At 42.0% G+C, this 15,788-nt stretch carries 29 protein-coding genes; all 29 read right to left on the minus strand.

Annotated features, from left to right (window positions below; translation table 11 throughout):
• Window positions 1-43: 43 nt before the first annotated feature.
• The 29 genes from ERX55_RS10385 to ERX55_RS10520 all read right to left on the minus strand — a co-directional run bounded on the left by ERX55_RS10385 (window position 44) and on the right by ERX55_RS10520 (window position 15,786).
• A complete protein-coding gene (locus ERX55_RS10385) occupies window positions 44-550 on the minus strand; it encodes a tail assembly chaperone (RefSeq protein ID WP_133452520.1) in 507 nt (168 codons plus the stop codon).
• A 74-nt stretch (window positions 551-624) separates the two neighbouring features.
• The gene (locus ERX55_RS10390) at window positions 625-1,149 is read right to left on the minus strand and encodes a phage tail protein (RefSeq protein ID WP_133452521.1); all 525 of its coding nucleotides are present in this window, start codon (window positions 1,147-1,149) and stop codon (window positions 625-627) included.
• A 15-nt stretch (window positions 1,150-1,164) separates the two neighbouring features.
• Entirely contained in the window at window positions 1,165-1,605 is a 441-nt protein-coding gene (locus ERX55_RS10395; protein ID WP_133452522.1) for a hypothetical protein, read from the minus strand.
• A gap of 11 nt (window positions 1,606-1,616) precedes the next feature.
• Window positions 1,617-2,003, minus strand: a complete 387-nt coding sequence (locus tag ERX55_RS10400; RefSeq protein ID WP_133452523.1) for an HK97-gp10 family putative phage morphogenesis protein — start codon at window positions 2,001-2,003, stop codon at window positions 1,617-1,619.
• On the minus strand, window positions 2,000-2,326 hold the full coding sequence (locus ERX55_RS10405) for a head-tail adaptor protein (protein ID WP_133452524.1): 327 nt from the start codon (window positions 2,324-2,326) through the stop codon (window positions 2,000-2,002). The genes ERX55_RS10400 and ERX55_RS10405 overlap by 4 nt, the downstream gene beginning before the upstream one ends.
• Window positions 2,326-2,625 (minus strand): head-tail connector protein, encoded by a 300-nt coding sequence (locus ERX55_RS10410; protein WP_133452525.1) that lies wholly within the window; start codon window positions 2,623-2,625, stop codon window positions 2,326-2,328. Before ERX55_RS10410 ends, ERX55_RS10405 begins: the two co-directional genes overlap by 1 nt.
• Window positions 2,626-2,633: 8 nt before the next feature.
• The gene (locus tag ERX55_RS10415) at window positions 2,634-2,963 is read right to left on the minus strand and encodes a Rho termination factor N-terminal domain-containing protein (protein WP_133452526.1); all 330 of its coding nucleotides are present in this window, start codon (window positions 2,961-2,963) and stop codon (window positions 2,634-2,636) included.
• Window positions 2,964-2,987: 24 nt separating this feature from the next.
• The gene (locus ERX55_RS10420) at window positions 2,988-3,923 is read right to left on the minus strand and encodes a phage capsid protein (RefSeq protein WP_133452527.1); all 936 of its coding nucleotides are present in this window, start codon (window positions 3,921-3,923) and stop codon (window positions 2,988-2,990) included.
• A 16-nt stretch (window positions 3,924-3,939) separates the two neighbouring features.
• Window positions 3,940-4,521 (minus strand): phage scaffolding protein, encoded by a 582-nt coding sequence (locus tag ERX55_RS10425; protein WP_133452528.1) that lies wholly within the window; start codon window positions 4,519-4,521, stop codon window positions 3,940-3,942.
• A gap of 171 nt (window positions 4,522-4,692) precedes the next feature.
• On the minus strand, window positions 4,693-5,088 hold the full coding sequence (locus ERX55_RS10430; protein ID WP_208001535.1) for a WDGH domain-containing protein: 396 nt from the start codon (window positions 5,086-5,088) through the stop codon (window positions 4,693-4,695).
• Window positions 5,089-5,090: 2 nt separating this feature from the next.
• A complete protein-coding gene (locus ERX55_RS10435; RefSeq protein WP_133452529.1) occupies window positions 5,091-5,360 on the minus strand; it encodes a hypothetical protein in 270 nt (89 codons plus the stop codon).
• The gene (locus ERX55_RS10440; RefSeq protein WP_133452530.1) at window positions 5,360-6,295 is read right to left on the minus strand and encodes a phage minor head protein; all 936 of its coding nucleotides are present in this window, start codon (window positions 6,293-6,295) and stop codon (window positions 5,360-5,362) included. Before ERX55_RS10440 ends, ERX55_RS10435 begins: the two co-directional genes overlap by 1 nt.
• Window positions 6,276-6,512 (minus strand): hypothetical protein, encoded by a 237-nt coding sequence (locus ERX55_RS10445; RefSeq protein WP_133452531.1) that lies wholly within the window; start codon window positions 6,510-6,512, stop codon window positions 6,276-6,278. The genes ERX55_RS10440 and ERX55_RS10445 overlap by 20 nt, the downstream gene beginning before the upstream one ends.
• Entirely contained in the window at window positions 6,502-7,866 is a 1,365-nt protein-coding gene (locus ERX55_RS10450; protein ID WP_133452532.1) for a phage portal protein, read from the minus strand. Before ERX55_RS10450 ends, ERX55_RS10445 begins: the two co-directional genes overlap by 11 nt.
• A gap of 12 nt (window positions 7,867-7,878) precedes the next feature.
• Window positions 7,879-9,090: a PBSX family phage terminase large subunit gene (locus tag ERX55_RS10455; protein ID WP_133452533.1), complete on the minus strand. Its 1,212-nt coding sequence runs from the start codon at window positions 9,088-9,090 to the stop codon at window positions 7,879-7,881.
• The gene (locus ERX55_RS10460) at window positions 9,080-9,589 is read right to left on the minus strand and encodes a terminase small subunit (protein WP_243721501.1); all 510 of its coding nucleotides are present in this window, start codon (window positions 9,587-9,589) and stop codon (window positions 9,080-9,082) included. The genes ERX55_RS10455 and ERX55_RS10460 overlap by 11 nt, the downstream gene beginning before the upstream one ends.
• A gap of 65 nt (window positions 9,590-9,654) precedes the next feature.
• Window positions 9,655-10,419, minus strand: coding sequence for a TIR domain-containing protein (locus tag ERX55_RS10465; protein ID WP_165983777.1), 765 nt, complete (start codon window positions 10,417-10,419; stop codon window positions 9,655-9,657).
• Between the two features lie 158 nt (window positions 10,420-10,577).
• Window positions 10,578-11,141, minus strand: coding sequence for a sigma factor-like helix-turn-helix DNA-binding protein (locus ERX55_RS10470; RefSeq protein ID WP_165983778.1), 564 nt, complete (start codon window positions 11,139-11,141; stop codon window positions 10,578-10,580).
• 67 nt (window positions 11,142-11,208) lie between these two features.
• Window positions 11,209-11,397, minus strand: coding sequence for a hypothetical protein (locus tag ERX55_RS10475; RefSeq protein ID WP_133452536.1), 189 nt, complete (start codon window positions 11,395-11,397; stop codon window positions 11,209-11,211).
• The gene (locus ERX55_RS11465) at window positions 11,391-11,546 is read right to left on the minus strand and encodes a hypothetical protein (RefSeq protein WP_165983779.1); all 156 of its coding nucleotides are present in this window, start codon (window positions 11,544-11,546) and stop codon (window positions 11,391-11,393) included. Before ERX55_RS11465 ends, ERX55_RS10475 begins: the two co-directional genes overlap by 7 nt.
• On the minus strand, window positions 11,546-11,728 hold the full coding sequence (locus ERX55_RS10480; RefSeq protein ID WP_208001531.1) for a hypothetical protein: 183 nt from the start codon (window positions 11,726-11,728) through the stop codon (window positions 11,546-11,548). The genes ERX55_RS11465 and ERX55_RS10480 overlap by 1 nt, the downstream gene beginning before the upstream one ends.
• Window positions 11,725-12,252 (minus strand): hypothetical protein, encoded by a 528-nt coding sequence (locus ERX55_RS10485; protein WP_208001532.1) that lies wholly within the window; start codon window positions 12,250-12,252, stop codon window positions 11,725-11,727. The genes ERX55_RS10480 and ERX55_RS10485 overlap by 4 nt, the downstream gene beginning before the upstream one ends.
• Window positions 12,253-12,297: 45 nt before the next feature.
• Window positions 12,298-13,011, minus strand: a complete 714-nt coding sequence (locus tag ERX55_RS10490) for a hypothetical protein (protein ID WP_133452539.1) — start codon at window positions 13,009-13,011, stop codon at window positions 12,298-12,300.
• Between the two features lie 12 nt (window positions 13,012-13,023).
• Window positions 13,024-13,431, minus strand: a complete 408-nt coding sequence (locus ERX55_RS10495; RefSeq protein ID WP_133452540.1) for a hypothetical protein — start codon at window positions 13,429-13,431, stop codon at window positions 13,024-13,026.
• Window positions 13,424-13,870: a DUF1064 domain-containing protein gene (locus ERX55_RS10500; RefSeq protein WP_133452541.1), complete on the minus strand. Its 447-nt coding sequence runs from the start codon at window positions 13,868-13,870 to the stop codon at window positions 13,424-13,426. Before ERX55_RS10500 ends, ERX55_RS10495 begins: the two co-directional genes overlap by 8 nt.
• Window positions 13,871-13,873: 3 nt before the next feature.
• A complete protein-coding gene (locus ERX55_RS10505) occupies window positions 13,874-14,194 on the minus strand; it encodes a hypothetical protein (RefSeq protein WP_133452542.1) in 321 nt (106 codons plus the stop codon).
• Window positions 14,191-14,649: a hypothetical protein gene (locus tag ERX55_RS10510; protein ID WP_133452543.1), complete on the minus strand. Its 459-nt coding sequence runs from the start codon at window positions 14,647-14,649 to the stop codon at window positions 14,191-14,193. Before ERX55_RS10510 ends, ERX55_RS10505 begins: the two co-directional genes overlap by 4 nt.
• Window positions 14,646-15,170, minus strand: coding sequence for a MazG-like family protein (locus ERX55_RS11580; RefSeq protein ID WP_243721502.1), 525 nt, complete (start codon window positions 15,168-15,170; stop codon window positions 14,646-14,648). The genes ERX55_RS10510 and ERX55_RS11580 overlap by 4 nt, the downstream gene beginning before the upstream one ends.
• A complete protein-coding gene (locus ERX55_RS10520; protein WP_133452545.1) occupies window positions 15,154-15,786 on the minus strand; it encodes an HNH endonuclease signature motif containing protein in 633 nt (210 codons plus the stop codon). Before ERX55_RS10520 ends, ERX55_RS11580 begins: the two co-directional genes overlap by 17 nt.
• Between the last annotated feature and the right edge of the window lie 2 nt (window positions 15,787-15,788).

Genomic DNA, 15,788 nt, shown 5'->3' on the forward strand with positions numbered 1-15,788 from the left:
ATGTTAAAATATCTGACCGCATGTTGTTCGAGTTCGTTATAATCTATAAACTCGCTACGCGATTGCGTAACTCTTTGACCATTTGAAGATGCCCTTCCAATTCCTCTTTCTTCACTGGATCTTTCTCCTTGTTGACTCCTAGCTGCATCATGTAGTCCTGATTCTCCACCTTGTCTTTGTAGAATCCCTGAGTAAAAACTTCGAGCGCACCTGCAAACAATGGTGCTGTTCCTACTTCGTCAGCAATACGTTGGATTTCCGCAGTGATTTCATCTTCCGATACGTCAATCGATGGATGATTAGCTGCTGCACAGTCCCAGAACTTGATAAGCCCTAAGTCGTTGTACATTGTCAAGTCGTTAAAGATAGCTGATACGCCGTCAATTTCATTGCCCTCTTTGTCAGTTGTCGCATATTTCTTGTCTGCTTTACGCGTGAAAAAGAATGAGCCTTTCCCTTTGATGACCTTACCGGGATTGACTACTACTTTTTCGCCTGCTTCGTTCATTTCCACTACTTTACCAATCGTTAATTCTGTGATTTTAGTCATTTATTTTTCCTCTTTTCAGTTAGTTTTTTTATTTGGCCAAATAAAAAAGAGGAGCATTACGCTCCTCGATTAAGTTATGCTCCAGCGTTAGTACGATTTTCAAGAGAACCTGTGTACTCACCAGGCTTCTCGAATGCTACACGTACTGCTTCAGATGGATTAAGGATTTCTGGTGGTAACTTATCGAACGGACCTTCAGCAGAGTTCAGCTTCACTTTAAGTGATACTTCACGCGTGCCTTCTTCGTCGTCCCAGCCGTCTTCTAATTCTTCTGCAACAGCGTAGAAGAAAGTAGATTTGTGGTGTTTACCATCGTCCATCAATGCCTTCTCAACAATCCACACACGTAATTGTTCTTTCTTCTGAATTGCATCTTTAAAGGCTTTTTGCCCTTTGTCAGAAGTAACCTGGTTCATCGTAAACCCTACTTCTTCTTCTGTTACGCCGTAATCAAAGTCTTTCAGACCAGATCGGACTGATTCACGTACTTCGTTTGAAATTTTATGTGAACCTTCGGTAAAGTCGCCGACTGCCCACGCTGCGGATGCTAAAGGTTGGCTGACCGGCAGCACCATTACTACTAAATCACTTGCGTTCATCTATTTCTCTCCTTTTTAATATCTGACGTTATGCCAGACTTCGTATTTTATTCGTAAGATGCCGTGTTGCGTTACCAAGTCAACGTCTGTGATGGTCTCCTGTAAATCGAGACTGGCACGCTTGACCTCGTAATGCTCCATCGGCAGTTGTTCGATCTGTTGCATATAAAAACGAAGCCACCGCATGAACTGGCGTGTCTGGTCGACTACCTGTTCAGGATGTGCTTCGTCCTTGTGGTAAATATGTGCTGTGACTGCAATCACTTCTTTATTCGTCGTGCTTGTGGGGTATTCTAGTACGTTTGTATTATCGATGACGATATACGTGTTACCTGTAATATCCACTTGCGCTTTGTCAAAAATATTGCCGTCAACCAAAGACATCAGCGGACTTGCATATAAATGCTCCATGATGGCTCTGATTAACGGCTGCTCAGCACTTAGCCAGTCCGCCATGTCATCACTTCCTAACTAAAGTATTTGTTGAAGTATCGCTCGCCTGCGTCAAGTGCAGGGAACCAGAAAGGCTGTGCAGGGCTACCGTAAGTAGTGACCCATTCGCCGTCAGCGTTTTTGTAAGTCCACGGTATCTTTTTAGCTTTTGAGCCTTGTGTGGCAAATATGCCAGTCCCAAACTCAACATAGATCGCATACTCTGCACCGACCGATATAATGCCGGTCATTCCGCCATTCTCAAACTTAAAGTCTATGGATTCACGCAGGAACCCCATATCAACTGGCGCAAGTGAGACAGCTGTATTGTAGATAGCCATTGTCGTGCCTGCTATGCCTTTCTTTGCCCATTGCTCCATTTCATCAGCATAATCATCAAGTGCTACAACCAACTTCTTCATAGCTGATTCAGCGGCAGACGCATGACTTGATTCTGACCACCTTGATTCTCAGGCTTGCCTGTTACTTCGTAACGCTCACCCTCAAATAAGATGATGTCTGTCTTGCGTATGTCTGCTGCTCCGTATGGATAGTATAGAAAGCGTGTCAGCTTGATGTTACGCTGATGGTACTGTACAGCCTCAGATGTTGCCGGCGTGTCCATAAACGCTTGAAGAGACGTCAGAGAGACGTTTGTCGTTGTAACGGGCGGATACTTCGTTGTGTCCGTTGTCTTCGTGGTACGCTCAATCTGTACATTGTGGACATAAAAGCTCTCAAACATCAGCGCCACCTCAACTTTCTGAACGGCGCGAGATGGTTATAAAGCGCAGCAGGTAAGTTAGTATCAAATGAGATACTTACGCTGCCCATGCTCTTGCTCGTCACACCCGTTGTCTCGCAGTGCTTGATAGAATCAGCGATGAATTTCTTCACGCCCATCGGCTCGCTACCATCAAGAAAAGTATTGTTGCAGTGTTCCTGAGCGATACCCTTGTACAACTCAATCAAGATAGCCAGTTCAGTATCATCATACTTATCAGCTGGCCACTGATTGATGGTTCTCACTTCAAGTGCGTTCATTTAACCACCTACTTTTCTAAGAGGGCGATTAAGTCCTCACGATTAAGTTTAGAGTAGCCTTCAAGCTCACGCTCTTTAGCCAGCTCTTTGAGTTCAGTGACAGTTAAATCCGCGTATGGATCAGTTACTTCTTCTGTCTCTTCCGCAGATTCATTGATATTAATCAACTTTTGTCCACGCTTATTGTGTTTAGATGCCAACTCATGCATACGTTCGTCTGTTACTTCATAACCGACTTCAGCATGAGGGAACGTGTCCCTCATATTATAAGCACGGTCATTGTCTTGCAGGTCCTCCCAGTAAGTGAGGACCGTTCCAGTTAGTTTTGTCTTAGCCATAAGCTCGTTCACTCCTTTTTTGTATTATGCGCCGGCTGAAAGTGCCACTTTAACAATACCGTCAAGACGTTCTGGGTACATTAACACGCCAGATACAGCCAACGTTTGTTGTGTCAGTGTTTCGTGGCTGACAAAGTGCGTCATACCGATGAAACCAGTGTCATCAGATGTTAATGCGAATGTCTGTGCTAAGTCAGATGAATCAGCAGAGATATAAGCAACAACTAAGTTTTCAGCAGCTGTAGCGTAGATTGAACCTTTAGTTACTTGTGTAGATGAAAATACAACTGTACCAGTTACGTCTGTGTAGTAGTTTAAACCGAAAGTTGTTTCCAGTGATAACTGTTTGTCAGCAATCGCCTGTGCAATATCCATTGGATGAACGAACACGATAGGACGTACAGTGTCGTCTTCGAAGATAGTCTGTAGTGATCCCCATACAGTTGCAAGTGCAGCCTGTAAGCCGTTAGCAGCGTTTAAGCTAGTTTGAGCAGAGCCAGATTGTACAAGCGTGAACATGTCTTTACGGATATTTTTCTGGATTTCTTTCAGCAACGCATCGTCAGTCAATTCAACTGCTTTGTCTTTACCGTAACGTTGGATTGCTTCGCCTGAAGTTGCTTTACGGTATTTTTTAAGCGTCAATTCTTTAGTCGATTCAACAGCTGGTGTGACGTAAGACAGTGGAATCAGGTCGCCTTCTGGCACGTTGCCATCAGCAAGTGTTACTGTCGGTTTACCGTAGAACTTGATGGTTACACCTTCCGCTACTGGCATTAAACGTGAGATGCCTAAAGCGTTCTGGAAGTCTTTTAAAGACTGTTCGAATCGGTAAACATGGTCGATTGACTTTTCCGGGTAGTTATCCAGAGTCGATACCGTTTGTAGATTCGCTTCTGGATAAGATGGTGTAGCGAAAAACTGGATGTTCAACTTAAGTTTTTCTGTTAATTTTTGCATAGATGATTCTCCTTTTTTAGTTAAATAGATTCATGTTGCTTCTGATTGCTTCTTGTCGTTGTGCCGGGTCTTTAATCTCCATAATCTGTTGCTTCGTCATCGCTCCAGTAACTGCACCGTTAACCGGCGGATTGCCTGAGCGTCGTTGTTCTCCCTGGAATAAATACGGCTTAGATTCTTTGAGTGTGGTAATGGCGTCATCTAAACCTTTGACGGTACCATCCTCAGTGACTTCCAGCGCATCTGTTTTTAGGAACGCCAGGATGTCGTCTGGATCATTCGCTTCTTTAGCGACTGCCAGCTTGATTGCGTTATTCAGTTTTAATTTGTTCATCTCTGCAACGTGGTTCTCGTTCTGTTGTTTGTACTGCTCCAGTAAGTCAGCAGTCTGCTGTGCGTCGCCTTTCGCTGCTTCGAGTGCGGTGATTTGTTCGTCACGTTTAGCGATTTCTGCGTTAAGGTCCTGAATCTCTACGTTCTTATCATTCAGACGTGAACGTGGTACCATATCAGCTTTCAAGGCATCAACAGCGTCAATCACTGCGCTCTGCTCAACTTCACCATTTTTGTACTGATCGAGTAACTGCTTTAAATCCATGAATATCTCTCCTCTTTACGTGTTTAACGTGCAACGCCACGAAGATTTTTTGTAAAACAAATAAGCCTTTTAACGCCATGCTGAGGGCGAGATACAGTGAATCTAAAGATCATCTCCTTAAAAGACTGCACTAAAATAAGACAGTTTAAAGTCGTGTCTAGGACTAATTAATTACTTACTGCCTACTAAGCCGAATAAGCGACCAATGTCTTTAAATGTATGACCATCATAAGCCGGTGCATGCTTGAGTTCTTCAACATCATACATATCCCAATATTCCATGTGATAGTGATATGTGTAAGTGCCTTCAGGTGTGTAAAGTCCGACGATAAACATATCATCATACATTGTGCCATCGTCATGTAACTTTGATTTGAAAGCATTTTCTTTATAAGTATTACAGATAACTGCAAACAGGATTGCTCTATCGTGGTAAAGTTGTCCGATAGTGTGATAGCCGTCTGACAAGTTTTTAGTTGCGATTGCTCCATCTTCTTTGAGTTCGGCAATCTGTGCATTCAATAAGCGTTCTAACGGATTAGGTTCACTGTCATAACTAAATTTCATTGTTATCCCTCCACCCATTCTATTAATTCATCTACATTCGCTCTTACTGTTTCAAAGTTAATATCCACTTGGATGTGTGAGTTAAGATATTGTTTATCTCCCATATCAAGATTACAGTAGCCTGTCATCACTTCTCCGGATTTTAATTTAGTGGCGATCATCACATTGTCAAACTCGTCGTTCTTTGCCCATTCAAGTAAGTCCTCAATATGTTCAATGAGTTGCTGTTTCGTGTTGTCCTGATCTGAAAAGAATTTAACTATCTTAGCCATTAAGCCACTCGTCCTCCTTTAACCCACTTCTCATACTCGCTGTATGACATGAACGGTATAACCATCGGCTTGCCGTCTACATCTTTCGCCCGTCTCACTTCCGGCACTTGACCATCTACTAAATACATCAGCACACATCTGCAGTTGATGTTTTCCTTAGCTGCATTCGCACCGACCAGTAGTTTAGGTCCAGGACCGACGCAGCCGTTAATCTTAAAGTTGTGGTCAATGTCCACTGCCTTGCCATCTAACTTGCGATGTGATGACCGTGTACGGCTGTCGAGTGTAGCGGTCCACATCTTCTCAATGTCTACACCGTTCGCCTTAACTTGCGCTGCACTGTCCAGCGAGGCCTGCATCATCGCTCTGCCACCCTCTGTACGTGCGACACGCTTCGACTGTTTAGCGGTCATGCCTAAGTTGTCACGTAATCGCTTGGCCATCTTGCCGAAGCCCTCGCCCGCCATGATTGACTGTGCGATGTCCACGCGGATACGATTTAACACCTGCATACGCTGTTTAGCGAGTGTGGGTAATAACTTAATAAACTCAATCGGCTGCTCTAGTGCTTTTTGTATCTGTTCTAAATTAGGATACGTCTGCAAGATAATCTTCTGTGCCTGATATTCAAACAAAAACATATGCTGCATAAATGACTGTAAGTAGATATTTTGCTGTAATTTTTGAATAATACTAGCGATGGTTGAGTAATCACCTGTCATCTGTTTAGCAATCAGATCGAGTTCTTTATTCAGCCGGTTATACTTATTAAACTCTGTCCATCCGACGTGTCCCTCATCATCTGTCGCTTTCTCGTAGAGTTGAGACAGCTCACTGATGATTTGCTCGAGACGTTCTGACCATACTTTCTCGATATTTGATTCAGCTTCGGCGATAAGTTTCTCGATGTTCTGCCTAATCTGTTCCTGGTTCATCTGATGCACCACCTAGCGTGACACTGATTTCACAGTTAAGTTTATCGAGTTTTTCTAAACTCACTAATATTGCTGCTAGACCATCATTCCATCCTTGCTTGTATCCTTCAGAACCTTCTACTTTATGAAAGTGTTTTCCGCCTTCCATAAATTCTTCGATTGTTTTTTTAAGAATATTTATCTTCATTTCATGCGTCACTTCAACATTACTTTTCATCTTCTTCACCACCAATCGTTATATCGGGTAGTTGCTTGTTAAATGCAATCTCCTGCTCGTCTAAGCGCTCACGTTCACCCTGCGGATCATCAACAAATGGATGATTCCCGATAAGAGTATCATCACTGATAATACCTTTAGACATTACGACAATCTGCGCATCCTCCATATCGTTCTTAAGTCGGTTATATTGGAACGTCATCTCAACGTCTTTCGGGTCTGCTTGAATACCTGCATCGTCAAATACAAACCATAGAAGCTCCTTAATCGCTACGCGTGTCTTACGCTCGAGCTGTTTCGCTTTGATGTCTAAGCCGCTGTAAAGTATCTTGAGCGCTACGCCTGATGGACTGTTCCCAAACTTATCAGACTGGAAGTCAACGCCACGGCCGAAGTCGATAATCATTTCACGCAGCATCTTTAGATACCGTTCTGTCTCTTCAATCGGAATCTTGACTGTGATTGTGTCAATCTCTCCATCTTTATATAGGTTGATTGCTTTGTAGTGTCTCAGATTACGAACAAATTCGCCTAAATCTTGACCGTTATAACCTTTTAAAGCAAAGATTAAATCTGTTGATTCATCGAAAGTGTTCTGGATGTCCGACAACCGATTGTTAAACGCATCGATCAGCGACTTATACTTCCATAGGTCGCCTTTCTCCTTTGAGTTATTGCGGAACGGTACGAACGGAATACGTCCCCAGCTGTCGCCATTGTAGTGCGTCTTGATTGCCTCGCCCCAAAAATAATCAGCTACATACTCGCCGTCACTTAACATATAGTAATAAACATGCTCTGCAGTCCATATCTCTGCTCTGCTCACCTGGTTAAGCACATAATGTCTAATCAACATCGTCAGCTGTCCGTACTCGTCATAGACAGGCACAACTTGCTCCGCCGGAATCTGCTTAAACTTTAAGTTCCCGTCTGCGTCATAGTAGACGTGCATCCACTCAATGCCTTTATTAGATGCTGCAGTGAGTACGTCAATGATAAGGTCATCAAAGCTGTCATCGAATCGCTCGCCTATTTTATCCAGGATAGCATCCTCGGCTTTGAAGTTAATCGGCTCGGCCAGTAAGTAACCTACTTTCTGGTCTACCTGGTTTGGATGAAAGTTAGCGACCAGTAAGTTATGTGGCTTCTTGTCATCCGTTCGACCTTCTGCGTCCTCCGGCGGTTTGCGCAGTAGAATATCCGGCTGATCATCATAATACTTCTCGCCAATCATCTGCGCTGTCACAATCGGCTGATGCTCTGCAATCAGTCGCTTAATCATATCGCTGATAGTTTCTTCTTCCTGCTTCATTGTTTCAAATACTTCTTCATAATATAGTCGTACGTCGCTCATGGTCAGCCTCCTTTACTTTAATATTGCCATGCTGCTGCCTTGCAGATGTGTATAGATGGCATATCTGATGCCGTCCAGTACATCATCAAACACTTTCAGTGGTTTACCTGTTGTACCGTCCCACACATAGTTATAAATTTCTTCTTCAAACCGCATGCAGCCTTCGACAAAAAAGAAGCGCCTCAGCTTTATCAGCTTGGCTACTTCTTCAACACCACTTAATATTGATTTGTCAGCTTCTATGGCTCTGATGCCTGCACGTCTGAAGTCCTCAATGTATTCCGGACGTGCGGTGTCACAATAAAAATTGATACGACCGTAACGCTTCATAATATCTTTAGCTGTTTCTATCCAGTCCTCGATAAATCTGCCTTGATGTGCGTTTTCTTCGATCAGGTAGAACTTATCCTCGTCACTTCTTGCGATGACCGGTATAGATCCATAATGTTTAAAGCCCCAGTCAACGCCCGCAAAGTATTCAACTACTCGTACGGTTTCTAGTTCCTCTTTGGAAATAATGTGAACCTCTTTATCAAAGTCCTCATAGACAACACCCTCAGCTGCTACCCACTTGCCGTAAATATCACGATCAGTGAACATGCCCGACGGTGTACTGGCCACTATCGATTCAACGTATTCAGAATTGAGAAAAGTGTTATCAAACAACGTAAACTGAAATGCTTTAATATTCAGCTTGCCGTTACTTAATCGCTGCCCGGATTTATCAATATAGTCCACTTTAACCGTGTGCATCGGATTCTCAGGATTCGTGTCCATAATGACTTTGGCATGTGACACACTACAGCGTGAGATGACTTCCTTGATGAACTTATCATGAAGTGCAGTCGCCTCATTCAGAAATGCACCAGCTGCAGTAAAACCCCGAACTTTCTTCCAAGCATCTGCATTCGCACCGTCAAACACGTAAACCTTATTGCCGAATATCCGGACGGCGTTCGACTTATCCAGTTTCAACTCTTTGCCGAGTATCAGTTCCATATCATCTAGAACGTTACGCCTAATTGCTGCCTGCGTGGCACCGCCAATAATGAAGTTCAGGCCCTTATCCTTGTAACGTGCAATATGCGTAAGGAACGTCAGTATCAATACATAAGTCTTGCCAGCACGTTTCGCTCCACTTGCCACTGTGATTACAGGCTGTTCATGGATGAAGCAATTGAAAACTTCCTGCTGCTTAGGTGTGAGGATATTATTAAATGTCATGCGTGCCACCTGCCATCTTAATCAGTGCATCAGCGAGTGCGTTCTCAGTTGATGATTCACCATTACTATTCATCTGATCAATCTTCTTACTTAACAGTTCAATCTCTTTTTCAATCTTTTTGTTAGCAAGTTCATCGTTCGTGAATGCCATCTTGTTCATGCCTTCCAAGCTGCTTATAAATGCGTCAGCGGTCGGCTTGCGTATGCCTTGCTTCTCAATTTCGTTCTTGGCGATGTTTTTGAGCCATTCATACTCCTCGAAAGCCTTAAGGCGTGTCCATTTCGACTGTTCTGCGACTTCCGATTTGAGTTGCTCGTACCTTGTATAAACCTTGCTATTCTTATATAAACGGCTTGCAGCTTGATCAATGAATTTTTCACTCTTTCCATTCGTTGAATACCCAGCATCTATATAGGCTTTACGTTGGCTCTTTCCCTCAATCAGACCAAGAACGAACTTCTCCTGCTTATCCGTTAAGTTCATTTTTCTCTCATTCAATCACGCCCTCTATGTTAATCACACTTTAAATTTTTGTATTAAAAAAAACACCTCGAAAGGTGTTATCAAATATTATCTATATTTAATTCAAAACCAATATCTCTTAACTCTTTTAATAATTCTAACTTCCATCCGCCATCATTGGCATTTGTATATAAAACCCCGTGTATATCAGAATGTAGTTCTAAGTTTTTATCATCAGCTTTTTTCATCATTATTACGTTTTCTCTACCTAACTTTGCTATTGCATAACCATGCTCGAATATAACATTAGGTCTAGCCTGATAAGAATCATCTAATAAATCATCAGGTGTATATAATATAATTGCAACTCGACAGGATTCAATTTCATCTATAAATTTGTCTAATATCGTTTTATGTCTATTAGACAATTCAGCCAGAATACTTACTTTAATACCTTGTTTTTCTATTATTCTTGCTACTTCATGTTTAAAACTACCATCATGACCATGAACAATAAATATCTTATTCTCTTTCTCGTTACAATTTTGACTTGCGATCACACTAACTTCGCTTTCTCTCTCAGCATCCAAATCTTTCGCTACTTCTCTGAGTTTTAATAATCTCTTTTTAAATGTTTTAGCAAGATGCTGTGATTCCAAATCAAGTTTTGCCCCTGAGTAGCTTATCTTTTTCATAGATAATTGTTTATACTTACTTTTAAAATATTCTTCATTCGCATATATATCCACAAAAGTCTCTAAATCCTCATATCGCTGTACAAATCCTAAAAATCCATGAATATTCATCGGTTGATCAATGATTTTTTGAATTTCTTCCAAAGCTAGATTAATTTCATTCTTATCCATAATTTCCTCCATTAAATTTTGTATGAACACTTCAAGTATACAGAAAACCACCTAGTTTCCGCTAGGTGGTTTCACGTTCATATAAATTTAGGAGGCGTAAAATATTATTACTAACTAGTAACATACCTTACACTAATGTGTATTATCCACCGCAAAATTTAAACTGCCAGGAATAGATTGCTGTATAACTCATCATCAATTTTCTTCTTCGCTCGTTCCAGGTATGACTCAACAGATGTCACTCTCACATTCAGTAGCTGTGAAACGTCTCCAGCGCTCATTCCCTCACATTTCATCATTATGAATACTTCCAGTTCTCTTGGCGATAATCGTCTCAGTGCGTGGCTGATAGGGCTGTCTGCGTTGGATATATAATCCGTGTACTCATCATCAGATACTTTGACGTATTGATTATCCTCTATCGCCACTTCCAGCACCTGCTGATCAACCAGATACACCTGTCGTCTCTCAATCGCATTTGTCACATTCGGATTGTGTCCGGAGCGTAACCACTCAATCACAAACAGCAGTTCATTGTACATGCCATTCATCGTCGTAAGTTCCTGCATGACAGGACACGCTGCCTTCTGCCTATCGCCCAGGCTTCCCTTACCCTGTTCCTTATACGCCTCAATCACATCAGCATGCTCTGCCTCGAAAGCATCTATCCGTTTCTTCATGTCATCCGCCGACTGTAAATATTGTATGAGTAAATCCTTCATGTAGAGCCTCCTCATGTTATAATTAGTTTGTGGATAATTACAGCATGAGCCTTTGAAGGCTCTTTTTTTATGTGAACACATTTGATATTGCATGATGCAGTCTGTCGTCCGTCAGATAGTTAATCGCCCAGTAGACAATGTAGAATAATATTCCGTATATAATCAGCTGTATGAGGCATGAGAAGATTTCCCCTAATACTCCGACCAGGAATAGAACGAACACGATAACGACTATCCACGCAAGTATAGTTAACATTCCGTTTCCTCCTCTTTTCTGATACTATGCGGATCAACCGGATACATAATACCTGCAGGAACTCTGATATAGACTTTCTTCTTCGTTTCGACTAGTTCACCGTAGACCCTGATGTTCTCCTTCTTATAGATGGCGCTGTGTTTAGTCATCACTCTTCACCTCGTTCAACGGGTTGATAATACTTTATAAATACTTCATCATGAATCATTCTTTCTTCGCCTGTTGCCTCACTAACAATATCAACAATGCCAAAATAAGAATCATATCCCCCAACTTTATAATTATTGCCATCTGTACCTGTATAAACAGAATTAATCACTAATACCATCACTCTTCACCTCGTTCGAGATTTTGCATTTCTACTAACCATTGCTGCGCGAATAATGCGCGAAGAGATGTTGCATTGTAAGATATTTCTTCATCCAGAAGGGCTTTCAACTCTTCCCACTTACCCTCCGCAGCGTCAGCACGTTTCTCAGCTTCATCAGCGCGTTGTTTTTCCTTACACATCCTGCTAAACATGTTTCTGCTCGAATCAAGTTCAACTCTGATATTATGCTTTAGAATGTCATTTTCTTTTTCTAGTTCGTCAGCACGTTGTCTCTGATGTCCCAATCGTTCTAATAATTCTTTCACTGATACTGCATAGCCATCTTCGACATAGCCATCAACACTAGCAATATCAGTAATCTCTTTAAACATGGTTTGTGTTAAATCATTAAATAACTTAATGTTCACCCGACCTTCTCTATGGCTTCTGTACCAATGTATTTGATGTTTATACTTATAGATTAAATCTACACCTTGCTTATCCCAGTAACTTAACAGTTCTTTTTCAAGATTCATCTGTTCCACCAGCCCTCTCACTTTAAAATAAGAGGCGGATATCCCGCCCTATTGTTATGCCAGAATAGTGATTCTTTCCTTCTCTGCTTCCAGTTCTCTCTCCAGGTATTCCTTGATGTTCAGGATGGCTTCATTCTTCCATGCGCCGCCGTCTGCTTCAAAGAGTGCTGCTTGTAGTCCTGCGTTCCCCTCACGCAATCTAAGGACAAACGGCGATTCAGGTTGACTGATCTCTGTAAACGTTCTGAACGGTTTCAGGTAGACCGGATTAGGTACGTCCTCTTTCTTCACTGACGTAATTCCTCGCTTCACTTCGACCTGTTGGCTGATGCCATCGTCGCCTGTGTGATGGATATTGTCCGTCCGGATGTTACCAATCATACTGAGTACGTGCTTGCGTTCGTCTGTGTTGACGAATACGGACTGCATCTGAATATTGAACTCCTCCAGATCCATGAAGATGTTGAGTCTTACCTCCGGCAGCTGTGCATTAGAGACGATAGCAAACTCACGTCTTTTGTTTACATTCAGCTGTGACTCAACGACGACCTTGTGATGATTAAGGACTGTGATGATAAACTTCTCGTTTCCATCAAACTCTGACTTGATGTAATCAACTAAACCAGTGAGTGTCGTTACCGTGAGTTCTTTTCTCCGTGGCTGTTCCAGCTTGTACAGTTCTCTGTTTGCATACTCCTGATCATTCACCTGCACTATTTGAACAGTACCTGTCTGTTCTTGAATCCATTGCATAGCTTCTTTTAACATGTTCATATCCCCCTATTTGTATAATGCTTTCTTCTCGATTGATGTCACGTTGCTTTTCTTCTCGACTGGCTGCCCTGCATCGTCCAGGACCTCGCCTGACTCATCAAAATAAGTCTGGTCCTTTGCACCTGATTTAAGTTCCTTAGCATGTACGCCCTTGCTGTCCTCTCCAGTAAGCAGAGTGGCCGTCACAGGCTCTTTGCCGATGATTGAATGCTTGGCAGTTACTTCAGTCTTTAGCGTCTCTCTGCGGCTGTCTGACGAGATTTTAAACTCAATGACGACTTTACGTGCTTTCGATGGATCAGTGTTTGGGTCATGGATGTTCTTGAGGACTGCCTCCATTTCCTCCTCAAATTTCTCCTGCACTGCACCGTCTAAGATTGTGTTTAAGTTTAAGTCGATTGTCTTCTCATTCATTTTTCTGTTCCTCCAGTTTTTTTAGTTTTCTACGCTGTGCAATAATTCGTTGTAACTCGTCGTAATCTATCCATTGTTCGCCTGTCTCTTTTAAGTAGTACTTCGGAGCCTTGCATATCCAAAGCAGCTCCAAGTTCGGATAGAGAGACATGAACAGCTTTCGTTTTAGCTTTGCCTCGGCTGTCGCCATGCCTTTGATGTCGATGACAATGACATGGCCGCCCGGCAGTGTGACTTCAAAGTCCGCCACATAATAGGTCGCTCTGAAATGTGCTACTTTGTCTATGATTTTGTATTTTGGCTGTAATCTGATGATGCTGATCTTGTGCTGCTCTTTCTGCTGAAGTAAGAACTGGTAGTATTCGCATTCAACTTCTGAGTCAAAGGTGATGCCGTTCCAGGTGGACTTCTTGGCGTTATATTTGCTCTTTCCATTCATCGCTTAGACAGTTCTCGCTAAAATTCGTTTGAATAACCCCTTGATTCTACCTTTTGACTTCATTGACTCCACTTCATCCATAGCATCAATTACTTCATCCATATCATCTTCTGCTATTACAACAGGCTCGATGATCGGTTCAATCTTTCGACAGTGTTCTGATTTTAGGACTCTCACTGGGATAGGATAGTCTTTATCAAATACTTCACTTCTGACTACTGCCCGGGGTTTTCTCTCATGTCTGAAAAACTTGACTACTTTAAAAAGTTGATTATCTTCCGGCATGAATAGCAGTTCATAGTATTCTCCTTTTTGTGGCTTCATTCGACTACCTCCGGAATAAGAATTTTATAACTAATCATGGTTTTTATTTTTTCGGGTAACAAATCCATTTCTCTTTTGGTAAATTGAGTTTTATGATCCCAGGCTGAAACTTCCGTATCAAAGATGAATGCATTTAATCTGCTGATGTAATTAAGGTATTCACGACCTGCGCAATCGAATACATCACACAACTTCAATCTGAACTTAGGTTCTTCTATGCGTTCTTCCGGTGGTGTAGCTGCAAATAGTCTGCAAAGATTCATGATGTCTTCTTTGATATGATTACCTAATCTATCAAATTCAGTGAAACCTGTTGACATCGAATAAAGTTCATTTTTCACATATGCTACCTGTTTATTGTTGAATTGAACTTGTACTCTCTTGTCTGCGAGTTCAATAACTTGGATAGCTTTATCAAGTTCTTCTACTTGCTTTTTAAATTCATTGATTTTCATCGCTCTACCTCCTGCAGGTCTGCTTCTTTGACGAACACGCCATCAATCATCTTGCCTTTTCTGTCCTTAATCTCGTTGTAAGCAAGTTCCACGCACTCAATCAGATCCAGGTCAAGCGCCTCACAGATGTCGATGAGCGATTCAAGCACCCATTGCAATCTCATCATGATGTGCGTATTACCGCCCGTCTGCTCAAATGCTGCAGCTAACATTCCGACGTGATGCATCAGAGTAAGTGTGTGGCCATTCAGGTCATTTCTGCTTGTCCAGTTCATTTTCTCGACACTCTCGACTAACTTGTTGAAGTCAATTTCCTTCTGCTGAGAGAGGATGGTCATTACGACCACTGCATCCCCTATGCTGTCCTTAATCAGGCCATCATTGTTCTTTGCGATGCCGGCGTATAGTTCGCCTGTTTCTTCTCCCAGTTTCAGCATCTGCTTACGTGGATCAGCAGTATGAAGATTACGGTCGATGGACCATTGCTCGATTTTTGTTGTTAGTTCAGTTAGTTTTGACATTCTTTTTGCCCCTTTTCTTTTTAAGTGATTTCTTTCTTTGGTATGTGGCTGATATGACATCTGCAACTAGTAATGCTGTTTCATTTAATTCCTTGCTGTCCTGCAAGAGGTTGTTTTGATTAAGAATGGCCATCTGCCCTCTGGATACCAGCATCAAATTATCGATAGTGCAGTTCATTGGATTCTGATCAGCAAACATTACGACATGTCCATCTGGTATAGGTCCATGATGTTCCTCCCATATCAAACGATGCTTAGCTTTCCACGTGCTGGGATTAGCAACTTTCACTTCGTAGTAACCCTCAACGATTCTTTCGCTGCCTATTTCTTTGAATGATGTCGGTCGCTGGCCTTTCTTAAACTGTGTTTTGACTGAGTTAGGATGCGAAGGCATTGATTTCCCTTTGTTCCAAGACGTGTGACCCTTTTCATATCTTCCGGTAAGTCCGCTATGCAGTCCTAGTGATTTTCTCCGATTCTTGAAAGTCGATAAGCCGATATTGCAATTGAAATGTTCTCTGAACATCTGATGAAGAATCTTATTGGATATGCCTTCATTGTTCTTCCGGAGGAACAGATCCATTTCTTCTGTGAAGATAAACTTTTGATTATTCATGA

Source organism: Macrococcus bovicus (assembly GCF_004359575.1).
Taxonomy (GTDB): domain Bacteria; phylum Bacillota; class Bacilli; order Staphylococcales; family Staphylococcaceae; genus Macrococcus; species Macrococcus bovicus.